We start from the raw sequence: 25564 nt of genomic DNA on the forward strand, positions 1-25564 counted from the left end.
GGACTACTGCCCCGGCTTGAACTCGGCGGGCACCGGCGCGGTGGGCTCGAACTGGTCGTGCACCTTGACCCAGGTGCCGTCCGCGATGACCTTCTTGAGGCCGTCGTTGATCTTGTTGATCAGGTCCGTGTTGCCCTTCTTGAAGGCGAAGCCGTGCGGGATGGTCGTGGTGATCGCCTTGGTCACCTTGAGCTTCGCGTCGGCGTTGTTCTTCGCGTAGTCCTCGGCGGTGGCCTGGTCGAACACCGCGCCGTCGATCGCGCCGGTCTTGAGGGCGTTGAGGGCCGCGGCGTCATTGGGGAACCGGACGGCCTGTGCGGTCGGGGCGTTCGTGCCGAGCCAGCTGTCCGAAACCGTGCCCTGGACGACGCCGACCCGCTTGCCCGCCAGGGATTGCTCGTCGGTGATGCCGGCGGTCTCCTTGGCCTCGATGCCGAGGGCCTGGTAGTTGTACGGCGCCGAGAAGTCGACGGTCTTCTTGCGGGCGTCGGTCTGGGAGATCGCCGAACTGCCGATGTCGAACGTGCCGTTGGCGACCTGGCCGAGCAGCGCCGAGAACTCGGTCGCGGCGAACTCCAGCTTCAGGCCCTCCTTGGCCGCGATGGCCTTCAGCAGCTCGTTGTCGAAGCCGGTGTAGTTGCCGTTCTCCTGGTAGGCGTTCGGTTTCGAGTCGCTCAGCGTGCCGACCCGCAGGGTCTTCGCGTCACCGCTGTCCGAGCCGCCGCACGCCGTGAGCGCGGCGAGCAAGGTCGCGGTCAGCGCCGTGACCAGTGTCTTCCTCATGCTTCTCCTAACCCTGGAACCCGGCCGGCACCGGAACGGTCGGCAGGAACTGCTGGTGCAGCTTAAGCCAGGTCCCGTCGGAGATCACCTGCTTGAGCCCGTCGTTGATCTTGCCGAGCAGCTCGGCGTTGCCCTTCTTCACCGCAAAACCGTGCGGGACGTCCGTGACGAAGCTCTTCACGACGACCAGCTTGGCGTCCGGGTTGTCGGTGACGTTCTTCTCGGCAATGGACTGGTCCAGGATGTACGCGTCCACCGCGCCGCTCTTCAACGCGGTCAGCGCGGCGGCGTAGTCGGGGAAGCGCACAGCCTGGGCGGCGGGCACCGTGCCGGTCAGCCAGTGGTCGCCGACGGTGGCCTGGATGACGGCGACGCGCTTGCCGGCCAGGCCTTTCTCGTCGGTGACCGGCGTGCCCTGCTTGGCCTGGATGCTCATCGTTTCGAAGTCGTAGGCCGCGGAGAAGTCGACCGTCTTCTTGCGCTCGTCGGTCTGGGCGATCGCCGAGCTGGCGATGTCGTAGCGGCCCGAGGCAACCTGCCCGAGCAGGGCGGAGAAGTCGGTCGCGGCGAACTCCAGCTTCAGGTTCTGCTTGGCCGCGATGGCCTTGAGCAGTTCGTTGTCGAAGCCGGTGTAGTTGCCGTCCTTGAGGTAGATGTTCGGCGGCGCGTCGCTCAGCGTGCCCACCCGCAGCGTCGAGGAAGCGCTGTCCGAGCCGCCGCAGGCGGTCAGCGTGAGGGCAGCGGCCAGCACGGTGACGATCAGCTTCTTCATGTCACGCACCCAGGTTCTTCACGGGCAGGCCGGGGCCGCCCTGCTGGAGTTCCTTCGACAGCGGGGTGGTCTTGTAGAACTGCCCGTAGATGCGGGCCACCGTGCCGTCCGCGACGGCCTTCGCGAGGCCGTCGTTCAGCTTGTTCAGCAGGTCGGTGTTCTTCTTGGCCACGGCGAACGCCGACGGCGTGTCCTTGTCCTCGACGGTGTACCCGAGTTCCAGCGGGACAGCCGGGTTCTGGTCGAGGTATTTCTGCCCGATGTCCTGCGGGACGACCCAGCCGTCGAGGGTGCCGTTCTTCAGCTGCGCGAAGCCCGCGTTGTAGTCGGGGAAGCGGACGACCTGGGCCCCGGCGACCTTGCCCGCGAACTCGTCCTGCACCGAACCCTGGACGACGCCGAGGCGCTTCCCGCCCAGCGAAGCGACGTCCTTGAGGTTCGCGCCCTTGGCCGTGACGATCGTGGTGAAGCCGGTGTTGTAGCCGTTGGAGAAGGCGACCGTCTTCTTGCGCGCCTCGGTGCTGGAGATCGTCGAGCTGCCGATGTCGAACTTGCCGCCCGCGACGCCGGCGAGCAGGCTGGAGAACTCGGTGCCGACGAACTCGACCTCGAAGCCTTCACGCTTGGCGATGTCGCGCAGCAGTTCGTTGTCGTAGCCGGTGAACCGGCCGTTCTCCAGGTAGATCGACGGCGGGGCGTCGCTCAGCGTCCCGACGCGGAGGGTCTGCCCCGCGGCCGAGGTGCCCGAGCCACCGCAGGCGGCGAGGGTCAACGTCAGCGCGCCCGCGGTGACGGCGGCGGCGATCTTCGACAGCGTGGATCTCATCGCTTCTTCCAGAGGTTGGCGCGCCAGGGGCGCGAGGAAAGCACGTCAGGTCACTGGGTAGACGTCCTGACGCTCCGGTTTCGTGCGATCGAGATTAGGGATTTCGCCCGTTCGTGTGGATTCGTTCCAGTCCGTGGACTCGTGGGTCAGCTCACAGGATCGGCTGCGGCGCGTAGCCCGCGGCCTCGGGGAACCGCGCGAGGACCTGCGCGACGCGCTCGGCCACCTGCGTGACCTGACGCCCGGCCGTACCGGTGAACGAAATCCGGTCGGCGAGGAGTTTGTCCAGCTCCCCGCGGTCGAGCGGGATGCGCTCGTCGGCGGCGAACCGGTCGAGCAGGTCGTTGTCGGCGCGGCCTTCGCGCATTTCGAGCGCGACGGCGACGGCGTGTTCCTTGATGGCTTCGTGGGCCGTCTCACGCCCGACGCCGCCGCGGACCGACGCCATGAGCACCTTCGTCGTGGTGAGGAACGGCAGATAGCGATCCAGCTCACGCTCGATCACCGCCGGGAAGGCACCGAACTCGGCGAGCACCGTGAGGAACGTCTCCAGCAGGCCGTCGAGCGCGAAGAAGGCGTCCGGCAGCGCGACGCGGCGGACGACCGAGTCGGAGACGTCGCCCTCGTTCCACTGGTCGCCGGCCAGCTCGCCGATCATCGACAGGTAGCCGCGCAGCACGACGGCCAGGCCGTTGACGCGCTCGCACGAGCGGGTGTTCATCTTGTGCGGCATGGCGGACGAGCCGACCTGGCCGGGCTTGAAGCCCTCGGTGACCAGCTCGTGGCCGGCCATCAGCCGGATGGTCTTGGCCACGCTGGAGGGCGCCGCGGCGAGCTGGACCACAGTGGACAGCACGTCGAAGTCGAGCGAGCGCGGGTACACCTGGCCGACGCTGACGAACCGCCGGTTGAAGCCGAGGTGCTGCATCACGCGGTCCTCGAGCTGGTCCAAAGTGGACTCGTCGCCGAGCAGGTCGAGCATGTCCTGCGCGGTGCCGACCGGGCCCTTGATGCCGCGCAGCGGGTACCGCTCGATGAGGTTGTCGAGCCGCTCGAAGGCGACCAGCAGCTCGTCGGCCGCGGTGGCGAACCGCTTGCCGAGGGTGGTGGCCTGCGCGGCGACGTTGTGCGAGCGCCCGGCCATGACGGTGTCGGTGTGCTCGACGGCGAGCACGGCGAGCCGGGCCAGGACGGCGGCGACGCGGGTGCGCACGAGCTCGAGGGACCGGAGCAGCTGCAGCTGCTCGACGTTCTCGGTGAGGTCGCGCGAGGTCATGCCCTTGTGGATGTGTTCCTGGCCGGCGAGGTCGCTGAACTCCTCGATCCGCGCTTTGACGTCGTGCCGCGTGACGCGCTCACGGTCGGCGATCGACTCGAGGTCGACGTCCTCCAGCACCCGTTCGTAGGCCTCGACCACGCCGTCCGGAACCTCGACGCCGAGGTCCTTCTGCGCCTTCAGGACGGCGAGCCAGAGCTGCCGCTCGAGGACGACCTTCCGCTCCGGGGACCAGAGCGAGACCAGCTCCGCGGAGGCGTAGCGGGCGGCGAGTACGTTCGGAATGCGGGGCTTGTCCGTCACGCCTTCACCCTACCTGCGCAGGTCAGCGCGATGACGGCCCGGGGTTTCACCATTCCGCGAAGCCACCGTCGTCGTGGCGCCACACCGGCGAGCGCCAGCTGTGCCCGGTCTCGTCCGCCCGGCGAACGGCTTCTTCGTCGACCTCGATGCCGAGGCCGGGGCCGAGCGGCCGGGCCGCGTAACCGTCCTGGAAGGCGAAGATCGACGGATCGACGAGGTACCCGTGCTCCCGGCCCTCGTGGTAGTGCATGCCCACACTTTGTTCCTGGATCAGGAAGTTCGGCGTCGCGAAGGCGATCTGCAGCGACGCGGCCAGCGAGATCGGGCCGAGCGGGCAGTGCGGCGCCAGGGAAGCGCCGTACATCTCGGCCAGCGCCCCGATCCGCCGCAGCTCGGAGATGCCGCCGGCGTGCGACGGGTCGGGCTGGACGACCGCGACGCCGGCGTCGAGCACCGGCTTGAACTCCCAGCGCGAGTAGAGCCGCTCGCCGACCGCGATCGGCACCGTGGAGGCCTCGACGACCGCGCGCAGCGCGTCACCCTGGGTCTCCGGCAGCACCGGCTCCTCGACGAACATCGGCTGGACGTCCTCCAGCAGCCGCACCAGCCGGCGCGCCATCGCGGGCGAGACGCGGCCGTGGAAGTCGATGGCGAGGTCGCGGTGCGGGCCGAGCACCTCTCGCGCTTCCCAGGCGCGCGCCACCGCGGCGTCGGCCTCGGCCGGGGACGCGATCGCCGTCAGCGGGCCGGCGACGTTCATCTTCACCGCGGTGAACCCGGCCTCGACCTGCGCGGTCACGGCTTCGCGGATGCCGGCCGGGCGGTCGCCGCCGACCCAGCTGTAGACCCGGACGCGGTCGCGGACCGGCCCGCCGAGCAGCTCGTGCACCGGCGCGTTGCGGACCTTGCCGGCGATGTCCCACAGCGCGTGGTCGAACCCGGCGAGCGCACTGGAGAGCACCGGGCCGCCGCGGTAGAAACCGCCGCGCCGCAGCACCTGCCAGTGGTCCTCGATGCGCAGGGGGTCCTGGCCGATCAGCAGGTCCGAGAGCTCGTGCACGGCTGCGCGCACGGTCTCCGCGCGCCCTTCGACCACGGGCTCGCCCCAACCGCTGATCCCTTCGTCCGTGCTGACCTTGAGGAACAGCCAGCGCGGTGCGACCAGGAACGTTTCGATCGCGGTGATCTTCACCCGGGTGCCCCGTTTCTACCTGGAATCCTTGGCGGCGGACCAGCCGCCGTCGACGGTCAGTTCGGCCCCGGTGACGAACGACGCGGCGGCCGAGAGCAGGAACGCGATCACGTCCGCGACTTCCTCCGGCCGGCCCAGGCGGCCGGCCGGGGTGGCCCGGGCGCTTCGTTCGCGGTCCTCGGGCGAGATGCGGGCCCAGGCTTCGGTGAGCACCGGTCCCGGGAGGACGGAGTTGACCCGGAGAGACGGTGCATATTCCACGGCCAGCTGCCGGGCGAGCGCGACGAGCGCGCCCTTGCTCGCGGCGTACGCGGGGTGGCCCGGCAGGCCGAAGTGCGCGTGCACCGACGAGACCAGCACGATCGCGCCGCCCCGTTCCCGCAACGACGGCAGGCACGCCTTCACCGCGAGGTAGGTGCCGGTCAGGTTGACGTCGAGCTGGCGCTGCCACTCGGCGCGGCCGATCTCGTGCAGCGGCCCGGTGCTGGGCACGTAGGCGTTGCTGACCAGGGCGTCCACCTCGCCGATGGCCGCCCAGGTCGCTTCGTCGCTCACCGAACCCCGGACCGGCGTGACGCCATCGGGCAGCTCGGCGATGTCCACGCCCAGCACCCGGTAGCCGTCTTCCAGGAGCTTCCGCGCGGTCGCCGCGCCGATCCCGGACGCCGCTCCGGTCACCACCGCTGTGGGCATTGCCCCTCCCGTCCTTCAAACGCAAGAATAATTCCTAATTTAAGATTTCACAAGGTAGGCTCCGGCCATGAGCTACCGGTGGGAGATCATGGCGGACGCGCTGCGCCAAGGGGTCGTCGGAATCGTGCGCACGCGCGACGCGGAGTCCGCGGTGGAAGCGGCCCGCGCGGCCCTCGAAGCCGGGCTGCGCTCGATCGAGCTGCCGCTGACGAACCCCGGCGCACTGGCCGCGATCTCCGAGCTCACGGCCGCCTACCCGGACGCGACGATCGGGGCCGGGACGGTGCTCGACGCGACGTCCGCGGTGCTCGCGATCCGCGCGGGGGCGCGGTTCCTCGTGTCACCGTCGGTCCACTCCGACGTGATCCGCACCGCGCACCGGTACGGCGCGGCGGCCTTCCCGGGCGCCGGCTCGGTGACCGAAATCGTGCGCGCGCTGGAGGAAGGTGCCGACGCGGTGAAGGTGTTCCCGGCGTCGGCACTGGGGCCGTCGTGGGTGGCAGACGTACGGGCGGCACTGCCGCAGGCACCCCTGGTACCCACCGGCGGCATCGCCCCCGCGGACGTGCCAGGCTGGCTCTCGGCGGGCGCGGTCGCCTGCGGGATCGGCTCGGCGCTGACCCGCGGCACCGCCGCGGAGGTCGCCGCCCGGGTCGAGACGCTGTTGAGGAGCGCGCATGGCTGAGCTGGTCTTCGTCGGGTGCTACACCGGCGACGCGGGGAACGGCACCGGGATCACGACTCTCTCGCGGTCGTCGTCCGGCTCGTTGCGCGAAGTGGCTTCACTGCCGCTGGAGTCGCCGTCGTGGCTGGTGCGCCACCCGTCGTTGCCGGTGCTGTACGCGGCCAACGAGACCACGGACGGCGGCGTGACGGCGTTGACCTTCTCCCCGTCGGGCGAGCTGACGGTGCTGGGCACGGCAGAGACGGGCGGCGCGTACCCGTGCCACCTGGCGGTGACCCCGGACGGCCGGTTCCTGTTGTGCGCCAACTACACCGGCGGCAGCCTGGCCGTGTTTTCGCTGTCCGGCTCGGGCGCGTTGGCCGCCCGGACGGCGCTGGTCCAGCACCGCGGCAACGGCCCGGTGTCCGGCCGCCAGGAGGCGGCGCACGTCCACATGGCGGTCCCGTCGCCGGACGGTTCCGTGGTGAGCGCGGTCGATCTGGGCACGGACGAGATCCGCAGCTACACGCTGACGTCGTCGGGCGAGTTGGAGCCGCTGGCGGTGTCTTCGCTGCCGCCGGGCACGGGACCGCGTCAGCTGGTGCGCCGGCCCGGCACGGACCTGGCGTACGTCGTCGGCGAGCTGGCCGGGACGCTGGTGACGGTCCGGGAGAAGGCACCTGGAGCGTTCGAGGTGGTGTCGTCGACGCCTTCGACGCTGTCTTCCGTGACGCCCAACCTGGTGGCGCACCTGGAACTGGCCGACTCGCGCCTGTACGTGTCGAACCGCGGGCCGGACTGCGTCACGGAGTTCGCGCTGGACGACGCGGCGGCGGTGGCCGACCAGCCGTGCGGCAAGAACCCGCGGCACTTCGCGCTGGTGGACGGGACTTGTTACGTGGCGGCGCAGTCGGAGGACGCGATCACGGCGTTCACGCTGAGCGCGTCCGGCGAGGCGGAGCTGCGGTACTACCCGACGGGGTCGCCGACCTTCGTGCTGCCGGTTTCCCGGCCTTGACCAGGCATTCATAATGCGGTCATCACCTCACCGGCTGGAGGGCCCTCCATTGACCGAACACCGGCCACGCGGGCTGCACGGCCAGACCGTGGAGGCACTGGCCAGCCGGATCCTCTCCGACGAGTGGGGCGAGGGCGCCGTCCTGGACCTGCCCGCGCTGCGCGAAGAGCTCGACATCAGCCTGACCGCGCTGCGGGAAGCGCTGAAGGTGCTGGCCGCCAAGGGCATGATCGACGCCCGGCAGAAGCGCGGCACCTTCGTGCAGCCGCGCGAAAAGTGGAACATGCTCGACGCCGACGTCATGCGCTGGCAGACCGCGGCCGCCGATGATCCCGGCTTGCTCGACGAGCTCACCGAGGTCCGGTCCGTCGTCGAGCCCGCCGCCGCCCGGATCGCTGCCGGGCGCGCGTCGGACGAAGACCTCGAATCGCTGCGGGACGCACTCGCCGACATGGCCGCGGCGGGCGACGACCCGGAGGCGAGCGTTCAGGCCGACCTCGCCTTCCACCGGCGGCTGATGGCCGCCACGCACAACAACTTCCTGATGCGGATGGAGCGGATCATCGCGATCGGGCTGGCCGAGCGCGACAAGCTCGTGCACGGCACGTCACCGGCGGAAGACCCCGTGCCGAGTCACCGGAAGGTGGTCGACGCCATCGTCGCGGGCGACCCCGCGGCGGCGGAACAGGCGATGCTCGCCCTGGTCACGAAGGCCCAGGACGACCTGGAAAAGGCTCAGCGCACCCGGCCGTCGCCAACTTCGTGAAGGCCACCTTGAGGAACTTTAAGTTCCTCAAGGTGGCCTTCACGAAGTTGCGAGGGCGGCTTGGAGCATCCGGGCGGCCGCCGCGCGCGGCTCCGGGTCGATCGCGATCAGGGCGTTGACGACCGCGCCGTCGACCAGCGCCACCAGCCGCTCCAGCTCGGTTTCGGCCACCGGGGTGCCCGAGCGGGCGAAGATCTCCGTCAGCAGCTCGTTGAGCTGGGCCGACAGCGTTCGCATCAGCGGCCGCAGGTACGGGCGGCGGCCGGTCGCGACCAGCCGCTCGTACCGCAGGAGAACGGCTTCGGCGTCGGCCGCCGGGTCACCGCTCTCCGGGCCGAGCAGCATGTCCAGCACCAGGTCGACGGTCGCCTGCACGCCGCGGTTGCGGGTCGCGAGCTCCTCCAGCCGACGGCGACCGGTCGCCAGTTCGGCGTTCGAGTGGTGCTCGACGGCCGCCGTGACCAGGTCTTCCAGCGATTTGAAGTAGTACGTCGTCGACGCGAGCGGCAGGCCCGCCCGCTCGGCCACCGCCCGGTGCCGCACGGCGTCGAACCCGCCCTCGACGAGCAGTTTCGCGGCGGCCTCGACGAGCGCGGTACGCCGTCGCTCCCCCTTCGGGGTGGTCGCAGCGGTCATGGCCGGTCATTCTGCCAACCGGGCGGACCCGGGCTCAGAAGCGGGGCGCGAGATCGTGCGCGACCTGGTCCACTTGGCCCGCGTACGGCGCCGCCGCTCCGGCCGAAGGCACGCTGACCAGGACCAACACGCCACCGGACGCGGTGCCCGCCCGGGCCGTGACCGTGCCGGCGGGCTGGGATTTGAAGACCTCGGGGATGCCCTTCGGGTACACCGCCGCGGCGACTTCGCCGCCCGGCACCGGGAACCCGGCGGACCGCGCCGCCGTCGAACAGGCGCCGCCCGGGACGGCCTGGGTGGCGGCGACGTGGCCGGGGAGCTCGCCAGCGAGGGCGATGGCGAGCTCCCCGTCCACCTGTTCGCACCCGGAGGCGCCTTCGGCCAGCTGGCCGGTCTTCCCGTCCCCGACACCCCCCTGCTGAGGTGGCTGGGCCGGGAAGTTCGGTGACTCCCCGCCGACTTCAGGACGCATAGAGCCGTCCCCGGGTTGCCCGGAGCCGGCGTCCGAGTGCGCGGACACGGCGTTGTCCGCCGCGGTCAACGACTTCGAGGTGTCCCCGGACAGCTGGCCGTAGACGCCGAAGCCGGCGACGACCAGCGCGGCGGCACTCACCCCGGCGGTGATCCGGTTCCGGCGGCGGACGGTCTGGCGGCGGGATTCGCGGACGACGTCGTTCTGGGTGAACGAGGGTTCGGGTGCCTCCCCGGGCGCGGCGGCGAACAACGAGCGCAGCTCCTGCTCATCCATTGGTCTCCACCTCCCGTTCGAGGACCTGCCTCAGGTTCGCCAGCCCGCGGGCGGTCTGGCTCTTAACGTTGCCTTCGCTGCAGCCCAGCGCCTTCGCCGCGCTGGTCACGTCGAGTCCTTCGAAGAACCGCATGACCAGCACCGCCCGCTGCTTGGGCGGCACTTCCTTCAGCGCCGCGAGCAGGTCTTCCCTGGTCGCGACGAGGTCGTCGAGGCCGGGCGTGTCGTCGGACGGCTCCGGCAGCGTCTCGGTCTGCCACTCGCGCCGCCACGGACGCCGCGACTCGTCGATCGACGCCCGGACGAGCGTCGTGCGGACGTACGCGTCGGTCGCCGCGCGATCCCTGATCTTCTTCCACCTCCGGTGCAGTGCGACGAACGCCGTCTGCGCGAGGTCGTCCGCCCGGTGCCAATCGCCGCAGAGCATGTACGCGGTCCGGCGCACGGCGTCCCGCCTGGCGGCGAAGTACTCCGCGAACTCCTGCTCGTCGCGCTGGTCCACGCGCAGTCGTGCTCCGCTCGATCGTCGTTCGCCCGGAAGGACGGAATCAGGGGCGTCCACGGTTGCACGGACCGGGTGGGTTCGACCACTCCGCGGCTTGTTGATCCTCATGACGTGGGTGTGATGTGATCGCTCCGTGACCTTCACTCCGTCCCCGCTGGACTTTCGCTCCGACACTGTCACCCGGCCGGATGACACGATGCGGGCGGCGATGGCCTCCGCCGAGGTCGGGGACAACGTCCTCGAACGCGACCCGACGGTCGCCGCGCTGGAGGAGCGGGCGGCGCACGTCCTGGGCATGCCGGCCGCCCTCTGGGTGCCGAGCGGGACCATGGCCAACCTGATCGCGCTGAGCCTGCACCTGCAGCGCGGCGACCGGTTCCTCGCCACCCGCGGCGCGCACGTGCTGGCCAACGAGCTGGGCTCGGCGGCGTGGCTGGCCGGCGGCATGCCGGACATCCTCGAGCACGACGGCGGCCCGGGCCGTCCATCGCCCGACGCCCTCGCAGCCGCGATCGGACAACCCGGGCCGTACTTCACATTACGGACAACACTGCTCTGCCTCGAGAACACCCACAACGCGGCCGGCGGCGCGGTGACCCCGCCCGACGAGCACGCCCAGCTGCTGTCCGTCGCCAAGGAAGCGGGCCTGACCGTGCACCTCGACGGCGCCCGGCTGTGGCAGGCCGCGGTCGCGCTCGAAGTGCCGCCCGCCGCGCTGACCGTCGGCGTCGACACCGTGTCGGCCTGCTTCAGCAAGGGCCTCGGCGCGCCCGTGGGCTCGGTCGTCGCGGGCAGCAAGGCGTTCGTCGAACGGGCGCGCCGGATGCGGCAGATGCTCGGCGGCGGCGTCCGGCAGGGCGGGGTCCTGGCCGCGGCCTGCCTGATCGCGCTGGACCGCGTCCCGGAGCTGGCCGAGTCGCACGAGAACGCCCAGCGGCTCGCCGAGGGCCTGCGCGAGCACGGCTGGCCGACCAACGCGCCCGACACCAACATCGTGCTCGCCGAAGTCCCCGACATCCCGACGGCGCTGGCCTGGCTCGACTCGCTCGGCATCCGCGCGGTGCCGATGGCGGGCAAGGTCCGGTTCGTCACCCACCGGGACCTGAGCGCGACCGACGTCGAAGAAGCCCTGCGCCGGCTCAAGACCGGCGTCTGACAGTACTGGGGGACCGATGAACTGGATCGTGTTCGACTACGGCGACGTGCTCAGCAAGCCGAGCGCCGCCCTGCCCGACCTGGCCGCGGCGCTGGGCGCGCCACTGCCGGACTTCCTGGAGGCGTACTGGGAGTACCGGATCCCCTACGACGCCGGCAGTACCCCGCTCGAGTACTGGCAGGCGGTCGGCAACGCCGTGGGCGCGCCGGTCGACGACGCACTGTCGGCCGAACTGACCCGCATCGACGTCGAGGGCTGGGGTCACCTGGAGCCGTCGTCGGCGGCGCTGCTCGAAGCCCTCTCCGAGGCCGGCGCGAAACTGGCACTGCTCTCGAACGCGCCGGTCGCGTTCGGCGAGTGGGTCCGCGCGCAGGACTGGGCGCGGCACTTCCGCGTGACGCTGTTCTCGGGCGACGTCCGGTGCGTCAAGCCGGACGCGAAGATCTTCCGCCTCCTGCTCGACGAACTCGGCGCCGAACCGGCCGACTGCCTGTTCTTCGACGACCGTGAGTCCAATGTGGAGGGAGCGCGGGCGGTGGGGCTCCAGGCGCACGTGTGGAGCGGCGCCGACGCGGCCCGTGCCTGGCTGGACTGAGCACTCACGCGCACCGCACGGCCGCCTACCCGCCGTGATTCCCATGTCCTAGGCTGAGCGTCCCCCACACCCCGGTAGGTGCGCATGGCGACGAGCGAACGACCGTCGGCCCACGTCGACTTCGAGCGGCCGAGCATCGCTCGCGTCACCGACGCGCTGATGGGCGGGCAGAACCACTACGAGCCCGACCGCGCCGTCCTGCGGCAGCTGACGGCGATCGCACCGGAAGCCCCGGCCATGGCACGGGAACTGCGGCAGTGGCTGGTGCGCGCCGTCCGCTACCTGACCGAGCGGCTGGATGTCGACCAGTTCCTCGACCTCGCGTCCGGCTTCCCGACGGCGGAGAACACCCATCAGGTGGCCCAGAAGTACAACCCGGAGGCGCACGTCGTCTACGTCGGCGACGACCCGGTGGTGGAGGCGCACGGCCGGGCCCTGCTCGTCGACAACGACTTCACGCACATCTGCGGCACCGACCCGCTGAACCCCGGTGAGACGCTCACCGGGGTCGCGCGGTTCATCGACTTCGAGCGGCCCGCCGGGCTCGTGCTGTGCGGGGTCGTCGACCACATCGCCGACCTCCAGCAGGCGCAGCAGGTGGTCAAGTCCTACGTCGGCGCGCTGGCGCCGGGCTCGTACCTGCTCCTGCTGCACCACCACAACCCGGGCGACGGCTCGGACGCGGCCGCCGTCGCGACGTCCATGCAGGACCGCTTCGCCCGCACCGGGCTCGACACGCTGTACCGCACGCGGGCCGAGATCATGTCGTTCTTCGACGGCCTCGACCTGCTCGAACCCGGGCTGACCGCACCGCATCTGTGGTGGCCGGACGGGCCGCGCCTGGCGCCGCTGACGCCGGTCAACTGGACGGCGCTGGGCGGCGTGGCGCGGATTCCCTGAAACTCAGTAGCGGTTGATGCGCCTGGGGTCCTTCTTGCCGCCGGTGATCGCCTTGTAGCCGGCCGCGCCGAGGAAGGCGATGCCGCCGATGATGGCGATCCACAGGACGGCCTTGAACACGAAGCCGATCACGGCACCCAGCACCATGAACGCCACCCAGGCGACGATCAGCGCGCCGACGATCTTCCAGAACATGGTTCCTCCGATGCTTCCCCGTGGCCCACCGGCCCGATGACTCCACACTGCCACCTGGCGCGGTGAAACTCCCCTCGGAAGGCCAACGTTCGGGGTTTATTCAGGGTTCCCCCTGGCCAGCCAGTCCCCCAGGCGGCGGACCCCCTCGTCGATGTCCCCGGCACTGCCGGCGAAGGAGAACCGGACGTACTTCCCGCCGTCGACCGGGTCGAAGTCGACGCCGGGGGTGATGGCGAGCCCGGTGTCGGCGAGCAGCCGCTGGCACCAGCTCAGGCTGTCCTCGGTGTAGGCGCTGACGTCGGCGTACGCGTAGAAGGCGCCGTCCGCCGGAGCGAGCTCGCCGAGGCCGATCCGCTGCAGACCGGCGAAGAGGCGATCACGGTTGGCGCGGTACCGCTCGACGTGCGCGTCGGCCTCCGCGTACGCCTCGGGCGTGAAGGCGGCGAGGGCCGCGTACTGCGAAACCGCGGGCGGGCAGATGGTGAAGTTGCCGGTCAGGACGTCGACCGCCCGGTGCAGCCGCTGCGGCACCAGCATCCAGCCGAGCCGCCAGCCGGTCATCGCGAAGTACTTCGAGAAGCTGCCCAGGACGATCGGCTCGCGGCCGTACTGCCACGCGCAGTCGAGCTCGGCGCCGTAGGAGATGCCGTGGTAGATCTCGTCGCTGATCAGCTGGACGTCGTGCGACGCGCACCAGCCGGTGATCGCGGCGAGCTCCCCGGGCGGCAGGACGGTGCCGGTGGGATTGCTCGGGCTGGCGACGATCAGGCCGTCGATCGGGCCGAGCTCGTCGAGCAGGGCGACGGTGGGCTGGAAGTTCGTCTCGGCGGTGGTGGCGAACTCGACGACCTCGCAGCCGAGGACGGAGAGCAGGTTGCGGTAGGCGGGGTAGCCGGGCCGCGCCATGGCGACCTTGGCGCCGGGGTCGAAGGCGCTGAGGAAGGCAAGCAGGAAGCCACCCGAGGAACCGGTGGTCAGGACGACGTCGTGCGCCTGGACGTCGACGTCGTACCGCTTCCGGTAGTGCCCGGCGACGGCCTCGCGCAGCTCGGGAATGCCCAGCTGCTCGGTGTAGCCGAGGGTGCTGTCCTGAAGGGCCCGCTGCGCGGCCTCGAGCACGGCTTTCGGCGCGGGCGCGGACGGCTGCCCGGCGGCCAGCGACACGAGATCGCCGTGGCTGCGCTGCCGGGCCCCGGCCGCGGAGAGGACGTCCATGACGTGGAAGGGCGGCACACCGGCCCGCAGCGCGGGCCCGGCGAAAGCTCCGAGGTCGGCCATGGGGCCAGGCTAGTAGCCGCGGTAGGCACCACCGTGGGCCATGGCCTTGATGCCGGGCACGTTGTCGAGGCTGCCGTACCGGTCGAAGGAGTACTGGACGCCGGCGATGATGTTGTCGACCGGGTTGTAGATGTTGTCGTGCCCGGGGAGCTTGTGGGCGTTGAACGTCGAGTCGATGCACTGCATGAGCCCCTTGGACGGGTGCCCGGCGGCGGCATTCGAATCCCAATTATTTATAGCGTTTGGATTTCCGCCGGATTCGTGCTGAATGATCGCCCAAATCTTCGGAATATCCGCGTCGGTCACCGGAATTCCCGCAGCCTGAAGGGCCTTCATGGCCTCCTGGATCCATTGCTGGACGTTCCCCGGCGGCGGCGAAGAAGGCGGCCCACCGCTCGGCCCGAGGCCACCACCACCGCCTCCGCCGCCACCACCGCCGCCTCCGCCACCTCCACCGCCGTGGGAGGCGCCGTTGCTGTGGATGCCGCCCGTGCTCTTGGGGGCCGACGCCGAGCTGCTCGGCAGCGGGACCTGGTCGTAGCCGCCCTCGATCTGCTGGGACATCAGCTTCTGGGACGCCTTGATCGCGGTGTCGGCCTGGGTCTGCAAGCCCGTCACGTCGCCGTCGAAGCCGGCGGTGATGGTGTGGATGTCCGTCTTCGCGGTGGCCAGGATCTGGTCGGCGCTGGGACTGGGGCCCGGCTTGCCTTCGTCGTGCGCCTTCTTCGCCGCGGCCAGTGCGTTGTTGATCTGGGTTTCGGCCGTGGCGTTGCGCTCGTTGACCGCCTTTTCCGCGGCGAGCTGCTTGTCCCCGACGTTCTTCTTGATCTGTTCGAGGGTCTTCGCGAGGTCGTCGAGGTCCTTGGCGACGTCCTCGAGGTGGGTCTGCACCTTGGTGCCGGCGTCGCGGACCTGGCGGACGTATTTGAAGAACTCGTCGGCCGCCGGCCCGGCCCAGACCTGCGCGTCCAGCGCGTCGGTGGAGCCTTTCAGGGAAGCGTTGTGGTCACCGGCGTTCTTGCCCGCCTCGCGGAATTGCGCGGCGGCCGCGGTGATTTTTCCCAAATCGACCTTTTCGACCTGGTCGACCTTCTTCATGAAGGCTTCCCAGTTGTCGGGCGTTCCGGCGCCGCCCCCGTTCAAACCCACTGTGGTGCCCCCGGTTACTTGTCGACGTGCAGTTTGAGATCACTCGCGCCGACCTGGTCGGTCTCGGCGATCAGGCCGGCGGCCTTGCGCATGGCGAACCCCAGCGCCTCCATGTGCTTGCCCGCGGCGTCGAACTGGTTGTGCACGCCGTCCTTGAACTTGCCGACCGCGCCGTGCGCGTCACCCTTCTCGTCCATCCCGCCGAAGGGGCTTTCCTTCTCGTGGTCCAGGCCGGTGACCTTCTGCTTGGACTTTTCGAACTCGTCCTTCAGCTTCTCCACCTGGCGGGCCGCGATGGCCATCGAGTCCGGGTCGTAGACAGGCACGGTTCGTCATCCCCTTCGGAAACTTGTCTCCGTCCGATCGGACGTCGTCACGACCAGGACGGTTCCCGCGCTTACTTTATGACTTCCCCGGGGCGCGGGTGCGGATCTCCGCCAACTTCCACCCGGCGGGGATCAGGCCTCCGCCACCAGTTCACGGATCCTGGTCGCCAGCAGGGCGTTGTCCGCCGGGGTGACGGTGGTCCATTCGCGGCCGTCGCCGTCGCGGCCGACCTGGAACAGGTAGCGGCCGGCGTCCGTGTCGAAGAACGCCACCACCCGGTCCGCGCGGTGCACCACGCCGTCGCGCGAGGTGCGTTCCGCGCCGAACTGGCCGCGGGCTTCCTGGCCCAGCAGCATGCCGGAGAGCTCCTGGGCCTGGAACAGCGGTATCCCGCGGTCCTCCAGCGCCGTGACCAGCGCCTTCGCGTCACCCTTCGCGGCCGCGTCGGCGGATTTCACGACGTCGTAGGGCAGGCTGACGGTCTGGCCGATGCCCGGGCCCAGGTCGCCCGCCACCGAGACCGCCGCCTCCGCGAGGCCGTCCTCGGTGGCCGGGATCAGCCAGACCTCGCCGTGGTCCACCACCGCCAGCACCGCCTGACCGCGCAGGCTGACGGCGCGGCCGCGGATCTCGCGTTCCGCCCACACCCACACGTCGATCCCGAACTGCGGGCGCGCCAGCAGGTGCAGCAGGTCCGCCAGCTCGCCGGACACCCGCCGGTTGCGGGCCAGGCGCCGCTCGCTCAGCGATCCCCACGCCGACTCGACCAGTTCGAGCCGCTCGGAGCGGGTGGTTCCGGCACTCGGCACGTCCAGCGCGACGTGCCGCCGGGGCAGTTCGAAGGACTCCCAGAGCACGTCGAACTCGAGGGCCGACAGGACGAGCGACACGGTCAGCGCACATCCCCGCCGTGGTCACCGAGCACGTCGGGGGAAACCATCCGCTGGTCGGCGAACAGGTCCTGGTCGTCGACGCCGAAGCGGCGGACGTGCTCGGCGTCCTCCTCCTGCGGGGCCGCCTCGGACAGGAACTTCGTCTCGCCGGGCTGCTGCTTCGGGCTGATCTGCTCGGACTTGCGCAGCGCGACGGCTTCCTCCTCGGGCAGCTCGCCGACCGGCAACGGCCGCACCGGGCCCTTCGGCTGGCTCTTCTCCCGCCGCTGACGTTCCTGGTCGCCGCTCAACGCGCCGCCGGCCACGCCCGCGCCGATCGCCGCCGCGCCCGCGCCGATGTCGCCTGGGGAAGCCCCGGGTTTCCCGACGAAGGGGCGTTCGCCGGTGTATTGGCCGGGCTGGAGCGGGGCCTGCGGCATCGCGCCGACCGTACGGCCCTTGGCCAGCAGCCCGTCCGGGCCGCGGCCGGTGGAGCTGTCGATGCCGGTCGAGCCACCGGACGTCCCCCCGCCACTGCCGCCGAGCGACTTGATCGGCGCCGTCGCCGGGGTCGACCCGGGCGGCTGCGCGCCGGGCGCGCCCGGCGGGACGAACGGGTCGCACTGGCCTCCGGCCGCCGGGCCGGGGGTGAAGCGGCCGGCCGGGTCGCCGGACGGGCCACGGCCCGGTGCGTGGACCCAGCCCGGGCCGGGCGACGCCGTCGGCGGCTTCGCACCCGACGGCGTCGTCGAACTCGGCGTCGTGTGCTGGGCGGGCGGGGCGCCGGCCGAGGCGGCCGAGCTGGTCTGGCGCGGCGGCTGCTGCTGCGCGGACCGGGACGGCTGCTGGGCCGCGACGCCGTAGGCCGGGGTCGGCGGATCGGCGTGCACGGTGTGGGACACCGGCTGCACCACCGGTGGGTCGACGTGCACCGACCGGACCTTGTCCGAGGCCGGCTTCACGCCGCCGTCCGGCGTCACCGCGACCGCGGCGCCGGCGACGTCCAGCACGCCCGGCGTGATGCCCGGGGCGGCCAGCTTCAGCGACTCCGGGTCGGACAGCGCCTGCGTCGAGAGCAGGTTCGTGCCGCTCTGCTGCGCGTACTCGTTCAGCGCCTGCTGCGCCTGGGCCTTGGCGTCGTTCGCGGCCTCGACCTGCGCGGCGTGGTCGGTCTCGAAGCCGATGAGGCTCAGCAGGCTGTCGCCCAGGGTGAAGCCGCCCGCGCCCTTCCGGACCGTCTCGGCGTCCGGCAGCTTGTACTTGGTGCGGTTGAAGGCCTCACCCTGCTCGAACACCATTTCCGCGGCGTGCGCGACCTTCGTGGTGGCGTCCTGGGAGAAGCCGGCCTGCTCGGTGAACACCTGGCTGGCCGCGCCGCCGGCCTTGCTCTGCCATTCGACGCCGAGTTCCAGCAGCTGCGCGCGCAGCGTCTGGTCGGTGTGGGCGAGCGCGGTCGCGACGGCTTTCAGCGCGTCGACGGCGGTACCGATGCTGCCGGTGCCGTCGCCGTTGATCATCCGGGTGATCTGGTCGGCGATCGCGGTGTTGGTCCAGCCGTCGAACCGGTGGTTCTGGATCCCGGCCGCGAGCTCGGAGAATTCCACGCGCCCTCCCTAGTTTCGTGCTTTCAGGGACTGCAACGCCAGGTCGGCGGCGTGCGCCGACATGTCGCACAGCTGCGGCTGCGTGAGCCGGCCGCGGGTGATGGCGAAGGTCTGGACGGCGAGCGTCTGGCCCTTCGCGACGCCGACGAGCGTCTCGCAGTCGGCCGGGTCGCCGGCTGCGCGGTAGTTCGTCAGCGCCGGGTAACCACCGATGGCCTTGGGCTCGGTGGTCATGCTGTTCTTCTTGCGGGTGCCGGTGATCCACTGGTCGAGGTCCGCCGACACGGCACGCACGTGGTAGGAGTGCACCGGTTCGGCGCCGTCGGCGTCGAACACGCAGGTCCGGCCGTCCTCCTCCGGCGCCTTGCGGGGGACACTGTTGATTTTCAGCGCGTCGAGCTGCACCTGGGGGAAGATCTCGCACAGGTCGACGCCCTGCAGCGACAGGTCGGCGGGCCGCTGCGGCAGCTGGGCGGCCTTGGCACTCTGCGACGCGGCCGTGGCGGCCGTCTCGACCGGGTACGGCGTGCCTTCGGTGCCCGCGGAGCAGCCGGCCAGCGCCGCCATCGCGAGCACGCCTCCGGCGATCCGGTTACGCACCATGCTTGCCGCGGTCACCGAACACCGCCGCCTTCTCCTCTTCGCTGACCTTGTAGTCCTTCGCGGCTGCGCGCAGCTGCTCCACCAGGCGCTTCAGGCCGGCGACGTACTCGCGGACCTGCCCGGCGTAGGAGCGGTCGCCGTCGGCGATCAGGGTGTTCCAGGCCTGGATCGACTGCGTGCTGATCACGTCGGCCGACGGCGCGTCGATCCGCAGCTGGCCGAGCCGGGTCAACAGCTGGTCTTCGAGGGCGTTGGCCTGCTCTTCGACGACCCGGGCCACATCGAGGAGCTTGTCCGGGTGGACCAGTACGTCCGCGGCCGCTGGCGCCACCGGGACGGCCGAGCCGAGGTTTTGCGGGGGTCCGGGTGGCGGAGCCCCCGGCCCGGGGCGAAGCCCCGGAACAACGCTGTCGTACGAGGGTCCTGACATGCGCTCCCCTGACGTCATACGGACAGTGACCGGCCGGCTCCCGTCGAGGCTACCAACGTGGATGTAGTAGCAGCCTGAGTTTGGACGAAGAGCGGGCCCGGCCGGTTCCCCCGATCCGTGGAATCAGGCGCGCTGTTTGGCCGTCGGCGCGCCGACCTCGCCGTTCGCCGCCTTCAGTGCGATGTCCGTGCGGTGGTGGGAGCCCGCGAGGTGGACCTTCTCGACGGTCTCGTACGCGTGCTTGCGCGCCGACTTGAGCGTCTTGCCGGTGCCGACCACCGACAGCACGCGGCCGCCGGAGGAGACGACGGCGCCGTCGTCCCGGCGGCGGGTGCCGGCGTGCAGGACGCCTTCGAGCTCGGCGCCGGTGATGACGTCACCGGTGCGCGGCTTGCCGGGGTAGCCGTCGGCGGCGATCACGACGGTGACCGCGGTGCCGCCCGACCACTCCAGCGGCGGGTGCTCGGCGAGCTTGCCGGTGGCGGTGGCGTGCATGAGCCCGGCGATCGGGGAGCGCAGCAGGGCCAGCACGACCTGCGTCTCCGGGTCGCCGAAGCGGCAGTTGAACTCGATGACCTGCGGGCCTTCGGAGGTCAGCGCGAGGCCGGCGTAGAGGAGGCCGGAGAACGGCGCGCCGCGGTTCACCAGCTCGTCGGCGACCGGCTGGACGACCGTCTCGACCAGCTCGTCGACCAGGTTTTCGGGCGCCCACGGCAGCGGCGCGTAGGCACCCATGCCGCCGGTGTTCGGGCCGGCGTCGTCGTCGCCGACGCGCTTGAAGTCCTGCGCGGGCAGCAGCGGGACGACGGTGTTGCCGTCGACGAAGCAGAACAGCGAAGCTTCCGGGCCGTCCAGAAAGGACTCCAGGAGGACCGGGTGGCCACCGTCGAGCAGCATGATGGCGTGCTTGCGCGCGACGTCGATGTCCGGCGTGACGACGACGCCCTTGCCGGCGGCCAGGCCGTCGTCCTTGACGACCCAGGTGGGGCCGAAGCGGGCGAGCGCGGCATCGAGGCGGGCGGGGTTGTCGACGACCTCGCAGCGCGCGGTCGGCACGTTCGCGGCGGCCATGACGTCCTTCGCGAAGGCCTTCGACCCTTCGATCCGCGCGGCGGCGGCCGAGGGACCGAAGCAGGCGATGCCGGCCTTGCGCACGGCATCGGCGACGCCGGCGACGAGCGGCACCTCCGGCCCGACGACGACGAGGTCGGCCTGCCAGCTCTTGGCGAGCCCGGCGACCGCCTCGGGATCGGATGCTTCGACGCCGAGCTGCTCGGCGACGGCGGCGGTCCCGGCGTTGCCGGGCGCGCAGGCCAGAGCCGTGACGGCGGGATCACCGGACGCCGAGAGGACGAGTGCATGCTCTCGGGCGCCGGAGCCGATTACCAGTACGCGCACGCCGCACAGCGTATCCGGCCGGGTTCGCGGAGGACATCGCACGTCGCCGGGAGCACGGCAGGCCCCGGCCCGGCGGGCAGGAGTCCACGCGTCGTTTACCGCGCCGACCGTCCAGGTACGTACTTCGGACGCTTGCGACATCGAGGGTTGCGCGGGTAGATCCAGGGCACACCCTGTGGGAAAAGAGGTCACCAGATGAAGCGCAAACGTGTCGGCCTGCTGGCGCTGGCCGGGCTGGCGTTGCTGAGCGTCACCGGTGTTGCGGCCGGGTCGGCGACCGCCGCCACCGTGTCCGACACCAGCGGGGGGTCCGCCGATGCGGCCGCGCGCGGGCGGGGCCACCATGATCCCGTGATCATCGGACACCGCGGCGCGCCCGGGTACCGGCCGGAGCACACCCTCGCCTCCTACGAACTCGCCTACCGGATGGGCGTCGACTGGGTCGACGTCGACCTCGTGCCCACCAAGGACGGCCGGCTCGTCGCCCGGCACGAACCCGAGATCGGCGGCACCACCGACGTCGCGAAGCACCCCGAGTTCGCGGACCGGAAGAAGACCGTCGTGCTCGACGGGGTCACCACGACCGGGTGGTTCACGCAGGACTTCACGCTGGCCGAGCTGAAGACGCTGCGCGCGGTCGAGCGGATCCCGCAGAACCGGCCGCACAACACGCTGTACAACGGCCGCTACCAGATCGCCTCCTACCAGGAGGTCCTCGACCTGACCAAGCGCCTCGGCCGCGAGCTGCACCGGACGCTGGGCACCTACCCCGAGGTCAAGCACTCGACGTTCTTCCAGTCGATCGGCAACCCGACCGAGCCGAAGCTGGTGGCGATCCTGAAGCGCAACGGCCTCGACCGGCCGGACGCGCCCGCGATCATCCAGTCGTTCGAGGTGTCGAACCTGATCGCGCTGCACAAGCAGGTCCGGACGCCGCTGCTGCAGCTGACCTCGGCGAGCGGCGCCCCGGCGGACTTCGTCGCGAACGGTGACAAGCGGACGTACGCGGACCTCGTCACGCCGCAGGGGCTGCGCGAAGTCGCGAAGTACGCGAAGTACCTCGGGCCGGACAAGGCGCAGATCATCCCGCGGGACAAGAACGACAACCTGGGCACGCCGACCGCGCTCGTCGCGGACGCGCACCAGGCGGGCCTGAAGGTGCAGCCGTACACGTTCCGGAACGAGAACCCGTTCCTGCCCGCGAACCTGCGCTCGTCGGCCGAACCGGACGCCTACGGTGATGTCTTCACCGAGGAGGCGGCCTTCTTCCAGGCCGGCGTGGACGGCTTCTTCGCCGACCAGCCGGACACCGCGCTGGAGTCGCTGCACGCGTTCCTGGGCCGTTAAGTGATTGGCCATGAGGGGCACCTTCATGGACATTGTGTCCATGAAGGTGCCCCTCATGGAACTGGCCCGGGAACACGGGTTCTCCGGTGTCGTGCTGGTCAGCCGCGGAGAGGAGACGCTCGTCGCGGAGGCCCGCGGGTACGCGCACATCGCCTACGGCGTCGAAAACACCGTCGACACCCGGTTCGCGATCGCCAGCGGCACGAAGGGGTTCACCGCCCTGGTCGTCGTCGGCCTGGTCGCCGAGGGACGGCTGAGGCTGGAGACCACCGCGCGCGAGGTGCTCGGCCACGACCTGCCGCTGATCGACGACCGCGTCACTGTCGAGCACCTGCTGACGCACACCTCCGGCATCGGTGATTACTGCGACGAAGAGGCGGATCCACCGCCACCACCGACTCCGCTCCTCGCCACGTCGGCCGACTACCTCGCCGCCCTCGACGGGTACCCGCAGGTCTCCGCGCCCGGCACGGAGTTCCGGTACAACAACGGCGCCTTCGCCGTCCTCGGCCTGATCGCCGAACGGATCGCGGGCAGACCTTTCGCCGACCTCGTCCGAAGCCGGGTCACCGAACCCGCCGGGATGACGGACACGGCGTTCCTCCGCTCGGACGCGCTGCCCGCCCGCACGGCCACCGGGTATCTCGAAGACGGCCGCACCAACGTGTTCAGCCTGCCGGTCGTGGGGTACGGCGACGGCGGGATCTACAGCTCCGCGGCGGACTTCCGGAAGTTCTGGCCCGCGCTGCTCGACGGCCGGATCGTGCCCCGCGAATGGGCCGACCGGATGCTGCGCCCGCACGCGGACGGCTACGGGCTCGGCTTCTGGCTGCCCCGGCCCGGCGTGCTGCACCTGAACGGCGGCGACCACGGCGTCACGTTCTGGAGCTCGCACGAGCCGGCGTCCGGGCTCACGGCGACCCTGATCTCGAACAACCACCGAGGTGGCGGGCCCCTGTTGCGGCGGCTGGACGAGTTCTTGACGAAGGCTTGACACCCTCCGGGACCAGGGCTACCTTCGGCGAATTCAATGGTCTGGCCGCATACCTTTCAAGAGGTGCCCGATGGATGTTTCCGACCAGCAGACCACCCCCGACCACGCGGACGACGACGCCGCCCGGCTACACCAGCTGGGGTACGCCCAAGAACTCAAACGGACGATGTCGGCGTTCTCGAACTTCGCCGTCTCCTTCACGATCATTTCGATCCTCTCCGGCTGCCTCACGCTCTACGGCTTCGGCATGAAGACCGGCGGCCCGGCCGCGATGATCTGGGGCTGGCCGCTCGTCGGGCTGTTCGTCATCCTGGTCGGGCTCGGCATGGCCGAGGTCTGCTCCAGCTACCCGACCGCCGGCGGGCTGTACTACTGGGCCGCGAAACTGGCGCCGAAGAACGGGCCGGCGTGGTCGTGGTTCACCGGCTGGTTCAACCTCATCGGCCAGATCGCCGTCACCGCGGGCATCGACTTCGGCGCGGCGCTGTTCCTCAACGCGTTCCTCGACCTGCAGTTCGGCTTCGAAGCGACGCCGGGGCACACGATCCTGCTGCTCGTGATCATCCTCGTGGTGCACGGCCTGCTGAACACCTTCGGCGTCCGGATCGTGGCGATCCTCAACAACGTCAGCGTGTGGTGGCACCTGATCGGCGTGCTGGTGATCGTCGGCGTGCTGATCTTCGTCCCGGCCAAGCACCAGGATGCCTCGTTCGTCTTCGGCAGCTTCGTCAACCAGACGGGCTGGGGGTCGACGTTCTACGTCTTCGCGCTCGGGCTGCTGGTCGCGCAGTACACGCTGACCGGCTACGACGCGTCCGCGCACATGACCGAGGAGACGAAGAGCGCGGCGACGGCCGGACCGCGCGGGATCGTCATGTCGATCGTCGTCTCCCTCGTCGCCGGCTGGATCCTGCTGATCGGCCTGACGTTCGCGATCCAGGACTACGACGGCGCCGTCGGCTCGGCCACCGGCGTGCCGCCCGCACAGATCTTCATCGACGCGACCGGCGCCGTCACCGGCAAGTTCCTGCTGCTGATCTGCATCGGCGCCCAGCTGTTCTGCGGCATGGCGTCGGTGACCGCGAACTCCCGGATGATCTACGCGTTCGCCCGCGACGGCGCGATCCCGGGCTCGGGCATCTGGCACAAGATCAACAAGCGCACGCAGACCCCGACCAACGCCGTGTGGCTCGCCGCGGGCGGCGCGCTGGTGCTGGCCCTGCCGTACCTGTGGAGCGCGACGGCCTACGCCGCGGTGACGTCGATCGCCGTGGTCGGGCTGTACGTGGCGTACGTGATCCCGGTGTTCCTGCGCGTCCGCCGCGGCGACTCGTTCGAGCCGGGCCCGTGGTCGCTCGGCCGCTGGGGCAAGCCGATCGGCATCATCGCGACGGTGTGGGTCGCGCTGATCTTCGTGCTCTTCATGCTGCCGCAGGTGTCGCCGGTGACGGCCGATTCGTTCAACTACACGCCGATCGCCTTCCTGGTGGTACTGGGTGGGGCGGGCCTGTGGTGGGTGGTTTCGGCCCGGAAGTGGTTCACCGGGCCGAAGGTCCAGGGGTCCGAGGCGGAACTGGCCGCGGTGGAACAGGAACTGAAGGAACTGGGCTGACGGTCTCGGTGAGGGAGTCCCCCCACGGGACTCCCTCACCACCCCGCGCTCACTCGGCGGGCGCGCCGAGGACGTCCTCCCGTTCGACGCGGCAGCGCAGCAGGTCGTACTGGCAGCCGAGCTCGTAGGCCTGGTCCTCGTACTCGCGCTTGGCGGCCAGGTGCGGCCGGACGCACTCGCTGTAGTGGCGCAGGTCGTCCTGCTCCAGGGAGCCGTCGCGGAAGGCCGTCCAGAACACCAGCGTCGCCGACACGACCATGACGAGCGCGACGAGCACCGCCATCAGCAAGGCGAGACCGTTCATCCCCGACAGCAGCCCCTCGGTGGAGACCCGGACGAACATCACCACGCCCATCAGGCCCACCAGCAGCCCGACCGTGAGCAAGCTCAGCTTGGCGCCGGTGGACAGCTTGCGCCACTCCAGCTGGCGGCGGTGGTTCTTGTGCTGGCGCTGGTTGTGCCCCAGGTGGTGTAACGCGGTCGCGGCGCCGCCGGTGGCCAGCACCGAGATCACCACGCTGATGAGCAGCGGCAGCCCGAGCGGGGCCGCCCAGTCGACGTTGAACACCGAACTGGCCAGCCACAACATGATCGGCAGGTCGACCACGGTGACGGTGAGCAGGGTCAGCACCCGGGTGAGCCGGTTGACGCGGCGGTGCCGCAGGCTGCCACGCACCTGTTCCAGCTCGATCAGCCCGTCGAGGAGCTCCGCCCTGGCGCGCGCTTCGGCGACCGTCAGGTTCTGCCCGTGCGGGCCGACGACGTGGTCGTCCAGCACCCGGTCGGACAGGTAGCGGAGCTCCCGGATCCGGACGAGCAGCCGGTCCGCCTGGGTGATCGAGGAGCCCCCGGCGTGCTCCCGCGGGCGCCGTGGCTGCGGGAGTGGCAGGTTGCGCGTCTCGTCGCTGATGGTCATGGCGGT

General features: G+C 70.7%; 28 protein-coding genes. 9 read left to right on the forward strand and 19 right to left on the reverse strand.

Annotated elements, in window-relative coordinates; all coding sequences use genetic code 11:
* Positions 1 to 3 precede the first annotated feature (3 nt).
* The 6 genes from ACLJQF_RS12990 to ACLJQF_RS13015 all read right to left on the reverse strand — a co-directional run bounded on the left by ACLJQF_RS12990 (position 4) and on the right by ACLJQF_RS13015 (position 5845).
* A complete protein-coding gene (locus ACLJQF_RS12990) occupies positions 4 to 783 on the reverse strand; it encodes an ABC transporter substrate-binding protein (RefSeq protein ID WP_410608561.1) in 780 nt (259 codons plus the stop codon).
* A gap of 7 nt (positions 784 to 790) precedes the next feature.
* Complete coding sequence (locus ACLJQF_RS12995; protein ID WP_410608562.1) at positions 791 to 1555, reverse strand: ABC transporter substrate-binding protein; 765 nt, start codon at positions 1553 to 1555, stop codon at positions 791 to 793.
* A gap of 1 nt (position 1556) precedes the next feature.
* Positions 1557 to 2381 carry a transporter substrate-binding domain-containing protein gene (locus tag ACLJQF_RS13000; RefSeq protein ID WP_410608563.1) on the reverse strand — a complete coding sequence of 275 codons (825 nt, stop codon included), beginning with the start codon at positions 2379 to 2381 and terminating at the stop codon, positions 1557 to 1559.
* A gap of 151 nt (positions 2382 to 2532) precedes the next feature.
* Positions 2533 to 3960: an adenylosuccinate lyase gene (gene purB / locus ACLJQF_RS13005; protein WP_410608565.1), complete on the reverse strand. Its 1428-nt coding sequence runs from the start codon at positions 3958 to 3960 to the stop codon at positions 2533 to 2535.
* A gap of 46 nt (positions 3961 to 4006) precedes the next feature.
* Positions 4007 to 5152: a galactonate dehydratase gene (gene dgoD / locus ACLJQF_RS13010; protein WP_410608566.1), complete on the reverse strand. Its 1146-nt coding sequence runs from the start codon at positions 5150 to 5152 to the stop codon at positions 4007 to 4009.
* Positions 5153 to 5167: 15 nt separating this feature from the next.
* Positions 5168 to 5845, reverse strand: a complete 678-nt coding sequence (locus ACLJQF_RS13015) for an SDR family NAD(P)-dependent oxidoreductase (RefSeq protein ID WP_410608567.1) — start codon at positions 5843 to 5845, stop codon at positions 5168 to 5170.
* A gap of 67 nt (positions 5846 to 5912) precedes the next feature.
* Between ACLJQF_RS13015 and ACLJQF_RS13020 the strand changes: the two genes are divergently transcribed.
* The 3 genes from ACLJQF_RS13020 to ACLJQF_RS13030 are packed head-to-tail and all read left to right on the forward strand — an operon-like array spanning position 5913 to position 8293.
* A complete protein-coding gene (locus tag ACLJQF_RS13020; RefSeq protein ID WP_410608568.1) occupies positions 5913 to 6530 on the forward strand; it encodes a bifunctional 4-hydroxy-2-oxoglutarate aldolase/2-dehydro-3-deoxy-phosphogluconate aldolase in 618 nt (205 codons plus the stop codon).
* Positions 6523 to 7527 carry a lactonase family protein gene (locus tag ACLJQF_RS13025; protein WP_410608569.1) on the forward strand — a complete coding sequence of 335 codons (1005 nt, stop codon included), beginning with the start codon at positions 6523 to 6525 and terminating at the stop codon, positions 7525 to 7527. The genes ACLJQF_RS13020 and ACLJQF_RS13025 overlap by 8 nt, the downstream gene beginning before the upstream one ends.
* Positions 7528 to 7576: 49 nt before the next feature.
* Positions 7577 to 8293, forward strand: a complete 717-nt coding sequence (locus ACLJQF_RS13030) for a FadR/GntR family transcriptional regulator (protein ID WP_410608570.1) — start codon at positions 7577 to 7579, stop codon at positions 8291 to 8293.
* A gap of 39 nt (positions 8294 to 8332) precedes the next feature.
* Here ACLJQF_RS13030 and ACLJQF_RS13035 read toward each other — a convergent pair whose 3' ends face one another.
* From ACLJQF_RS13035 to ACLJQF_RS13045, 3 genes are read right to left on the reverse strand one after another with little or no spacing between them, the layout of a single operon-like run.
* Positions 8333 to 8929, reverse strand: coding sequence for a TetR/AcrR family transcriptional regulator (locus ACLJQF_RS13035; protein ID WP_410608571.1), 597 nt, complete (start codon positions 8927 to 8929; stop codon positions 8333 to 8335).
* Between the two features lie 34 nt (positions 8930 to 8963).
* A complete protein-coding gene (locus tag ACLJQF_RS13040; RefSeq protein ID WP_410608573.1) occupies positions 8964 to 9677 on the reverse strand; it encodes a hypothetical protein in 714 nt (237 codons plus the stop codon).
* The gene (locus tag ACLJQF_RS13045; protein WP_410608575.1) at positions 9670 to 10179 is read right to left on the reverse strand and encodes a SigE family RNA polymerase sigma factor; all 510 of its coding nucleotides are present in this window, start codon (positions 10177 to 10179) and stop codon (positions 9670 to 9672) included. The genes ACLJQF_RS13040 and ACLJQF_RS13045 overlap by 8 nt, the downstream gene beginning before the upstream one ends.
* A 136-nt stretch (positions 10180 to 10315) precedes the next feature.
* On the opposite strand from ACLJQF_RS13045, the gene ACLJQF_RS13050 reads away from it, so the two are divergent.
* From ACLJQF_RS13050 to ACLJQF_RS13060, 3 genes are all read left to right on the forward strand, one after another.
* A complete protein-coding gene (locus ACLJQF_RS13050) occupies positions 10316 to 11338 on the forward strand; it encodes a threonine aldolase family protein (RefSeq protein WP_410608577.1) in 1023 nt (340 codons plus the stop codon).
* Positions 11339 to 11354: 16 nt separating this feature from the next.
* Positions 11355 to 11933 (forward strand): HAD family hydrolase, encoded by a 579-nt coding sequence (locus ACLJQF_RS13055; RefSeq protein WP_410608578.1) that lies wholly within the window; start codon positions 11355 to 11357, stop codon positions 11931 to 11933.
* Between the two features lie 84 nt (positions 11934 to 12017).
* The gene (locus ACLJQF_RS13060) at positions 12018 to 12833 is read left to right on the forward strand and encodes an SAM-dependent methyltransferase (RefSeq protein ID WP_410608579.1); all 816 of its coding nucleotides are present in this window, start codon (positions 12018 to 12020) and stop codon (positions 12831 to 12833) included.
* Positions 12834 to 12836: 3 nt separating this feature from the next.
* On the opposite strand, the gene ACLJQF_RS13065 is transcribed toward ACLJQF_RS13060, so the two are convergent.
* The 9 genes from ACLJQF_RS13065 to purD all read right to left on the reverse strand — a co-directional run bounded on the left by ACLJQF_RS13065 (position 12837) and on the right by purD (position 20689).
* The gene (locus ACLJQF_RS13065; RefSeq protein WP_410608580.1) at positions 12837 to 13028 is read right to left on the reverse strand and encodes a hypothetical protein; all 192 of its coding nucleotides are present in this window, start codon (positions 13026 to 13028) and stop codon (positions 12837 to 12839) included.
* Positions 13029 to 13124: 96 nt separating this feature from the next.
* The gene (locus tag ACLJQF_RS13070; RefSeq protein ID WP_410608581.1) at positions 13125 to 14306 is read right to left on the reverse strand and encodes a pyridoxal phosphate-dependent aminotransferase; all 1182 of its coding nucleotides are present in this window, start codon (positions 14304 to 14306) and stop codon (positions 13125 to 13127) included.
* A 9-nt stretch (positions 14307 to 14315) separates the two neighbouring features.
* Positions 14316 to 15455: a transglycosylase SLT domain-containing protein gene (locus tag ACLJQF_RS13075; protein WP_410608583.1), complete on the reverse strand. Its 1140-nt coding sequence runs from the start codon at positions 15453 to 15455 to the stop codon at positions 14316 to 14318.
* Positions 15456 to 15469: 14 nt separating this feature from the next.
* Positions 15470 to 15781 (reverse strand): hypothetical protein, encoded by a 312-nt coding sequence (locus ACLJQF_RS13080; protein WP_410608584.1) that lies wholly within the window; start codon positions 15779 to 15781, stop codon positions 15470 to 15472.
* Between the two features lie 132 nt (positions 15782 to 15913).
* Complete coding sequence (locus tag ACLJQF_RS13085) at positions 15914 to 16672, reverse strand: ESX secretion-associated protein EspG (protein ID WP_410608585.1); 759 nt, start codon at positions 16670 to 16672, stop codon at positions 15914 to 15916.
* 2 nt (positions 16673 to 16674) lie between these two features.
* Positions 16675 to 18258 (reverse strand): hypothetical protein, encoded by a 1584-nt coding sequence (locus ACLJQF_RS13090; protein WP_410608586.1) that lies wholly within the window; start codon positions 18256 to 18258, stop codon positions 16675 to 16677.
* Between the two features lie 9 nt (positions 18259 to 18267).
* Complete coding sequence (locus ACLJQF_RS13095; protein WP_410609016.1) at positions 18268 to 18834, reverse strand: DUF3558 domain-containing protein; 567 nt, start codon at positions 18832 to 18834, stop codon at positions 18268 to 18270.
* A 16-nt stretch (positions 18835 to 18850) separates the two neighbouring features.
* Positions 18851 to 19192, reverse strand: a complete 342-nt coding sequence (locus ACLJQF_RS13100) for a hypothetical protein (RefSeq protein ID WP_410608587.1) — start codon at positions 19190 to 19192, stop codon at positions 18851 to 18853.
* A gap of 222 nt (positions 19193 to 19414) precedes the next feature.
* Positions 19415 to 20689: a phosphoribosylamine--glycine ligase gene (purD, locus tag ACLJQF_RS13105; protein ID WP_410608589.1), complete on the reverse strand. Its 1275-nt coding sequence runs from the start codon at positions 20687 to 20689 to the stop codon at positions 19415 to 19417.
* Positions 20690 to 20884: 195 nt separating this feature from the next.
* Here purD and ACLJQF_RS13110 point away from each other — a divergent pair, with 195 nt between their 5' ends.
* From ACLJQF_RS13110 to ACLJQF_RS13120, 3 genes are all read left to right on the forward strand, one after another.
* Complete coding sequence (locus ACLJQF_RS13110) at positions 20885 to 22036, forward strand: glycerophosphodiester phosphodiesterase (protein WP_410608590.1); 1152 nt, start codon at positions 20885 to 20887, stop codon at positions 22034 to 22036.
* Positions 22037 to 22076: 40 nt separating this feature from the next.
* Positions 22077 to 23030, forward strand: a complete 954-nt coding sequence (locus ACLJQF_RS13115) for a serine hydrolase domain-containing protein (protein WP_410608592.1) — start codon at positions 22077 to 22079, stop codon at positions 23028 to 23030.
* 70 nt (positions 23031 to 23100) lie between these two features.
* The gene (locus ACLJQF_RS13120; RefSeq protein ID WP_410608593.1) at positions 23101 to 24642 is read left to right on the forward strand and encodes an amino acid permease; all 1542 of its coding nucleotides are present in this window, start codon (positions 23101 to 23103) and stop codon (positions 24640 to 24642) included.
* A 49-nt stretch (positions 24643 to 24691) separates the two neighbouring features.
* Here ACLJQF_RS13120 and ACLJQF_RS13125 read toward each other — a convergent pair whose 3' ends face one another.
* Positions 24692 to 25558 (reverse strand): hypothetical protein, encoded by an 867-nt coding sequence (locus ACLJQF_RS13125; protein WP_410608595.1) that lies wholly within the window; start codon positions 25556 to 25558, stop codon positions 24692 to 24694.
* Between the last annotated feature and the right edge of the window lie 6 nt (positions 25559 to 25564).

It is taken from the genome of Amycolatopsis sp. lyj-109, from assembly GCF_046548995.1.
In the GTDB taxonomy this organism is placed as follows: Bacteria; Actinomycetota; Actinomycetes; order Mycobacteriales; family Pseudonocardiaceae; genus Amycolatopsis.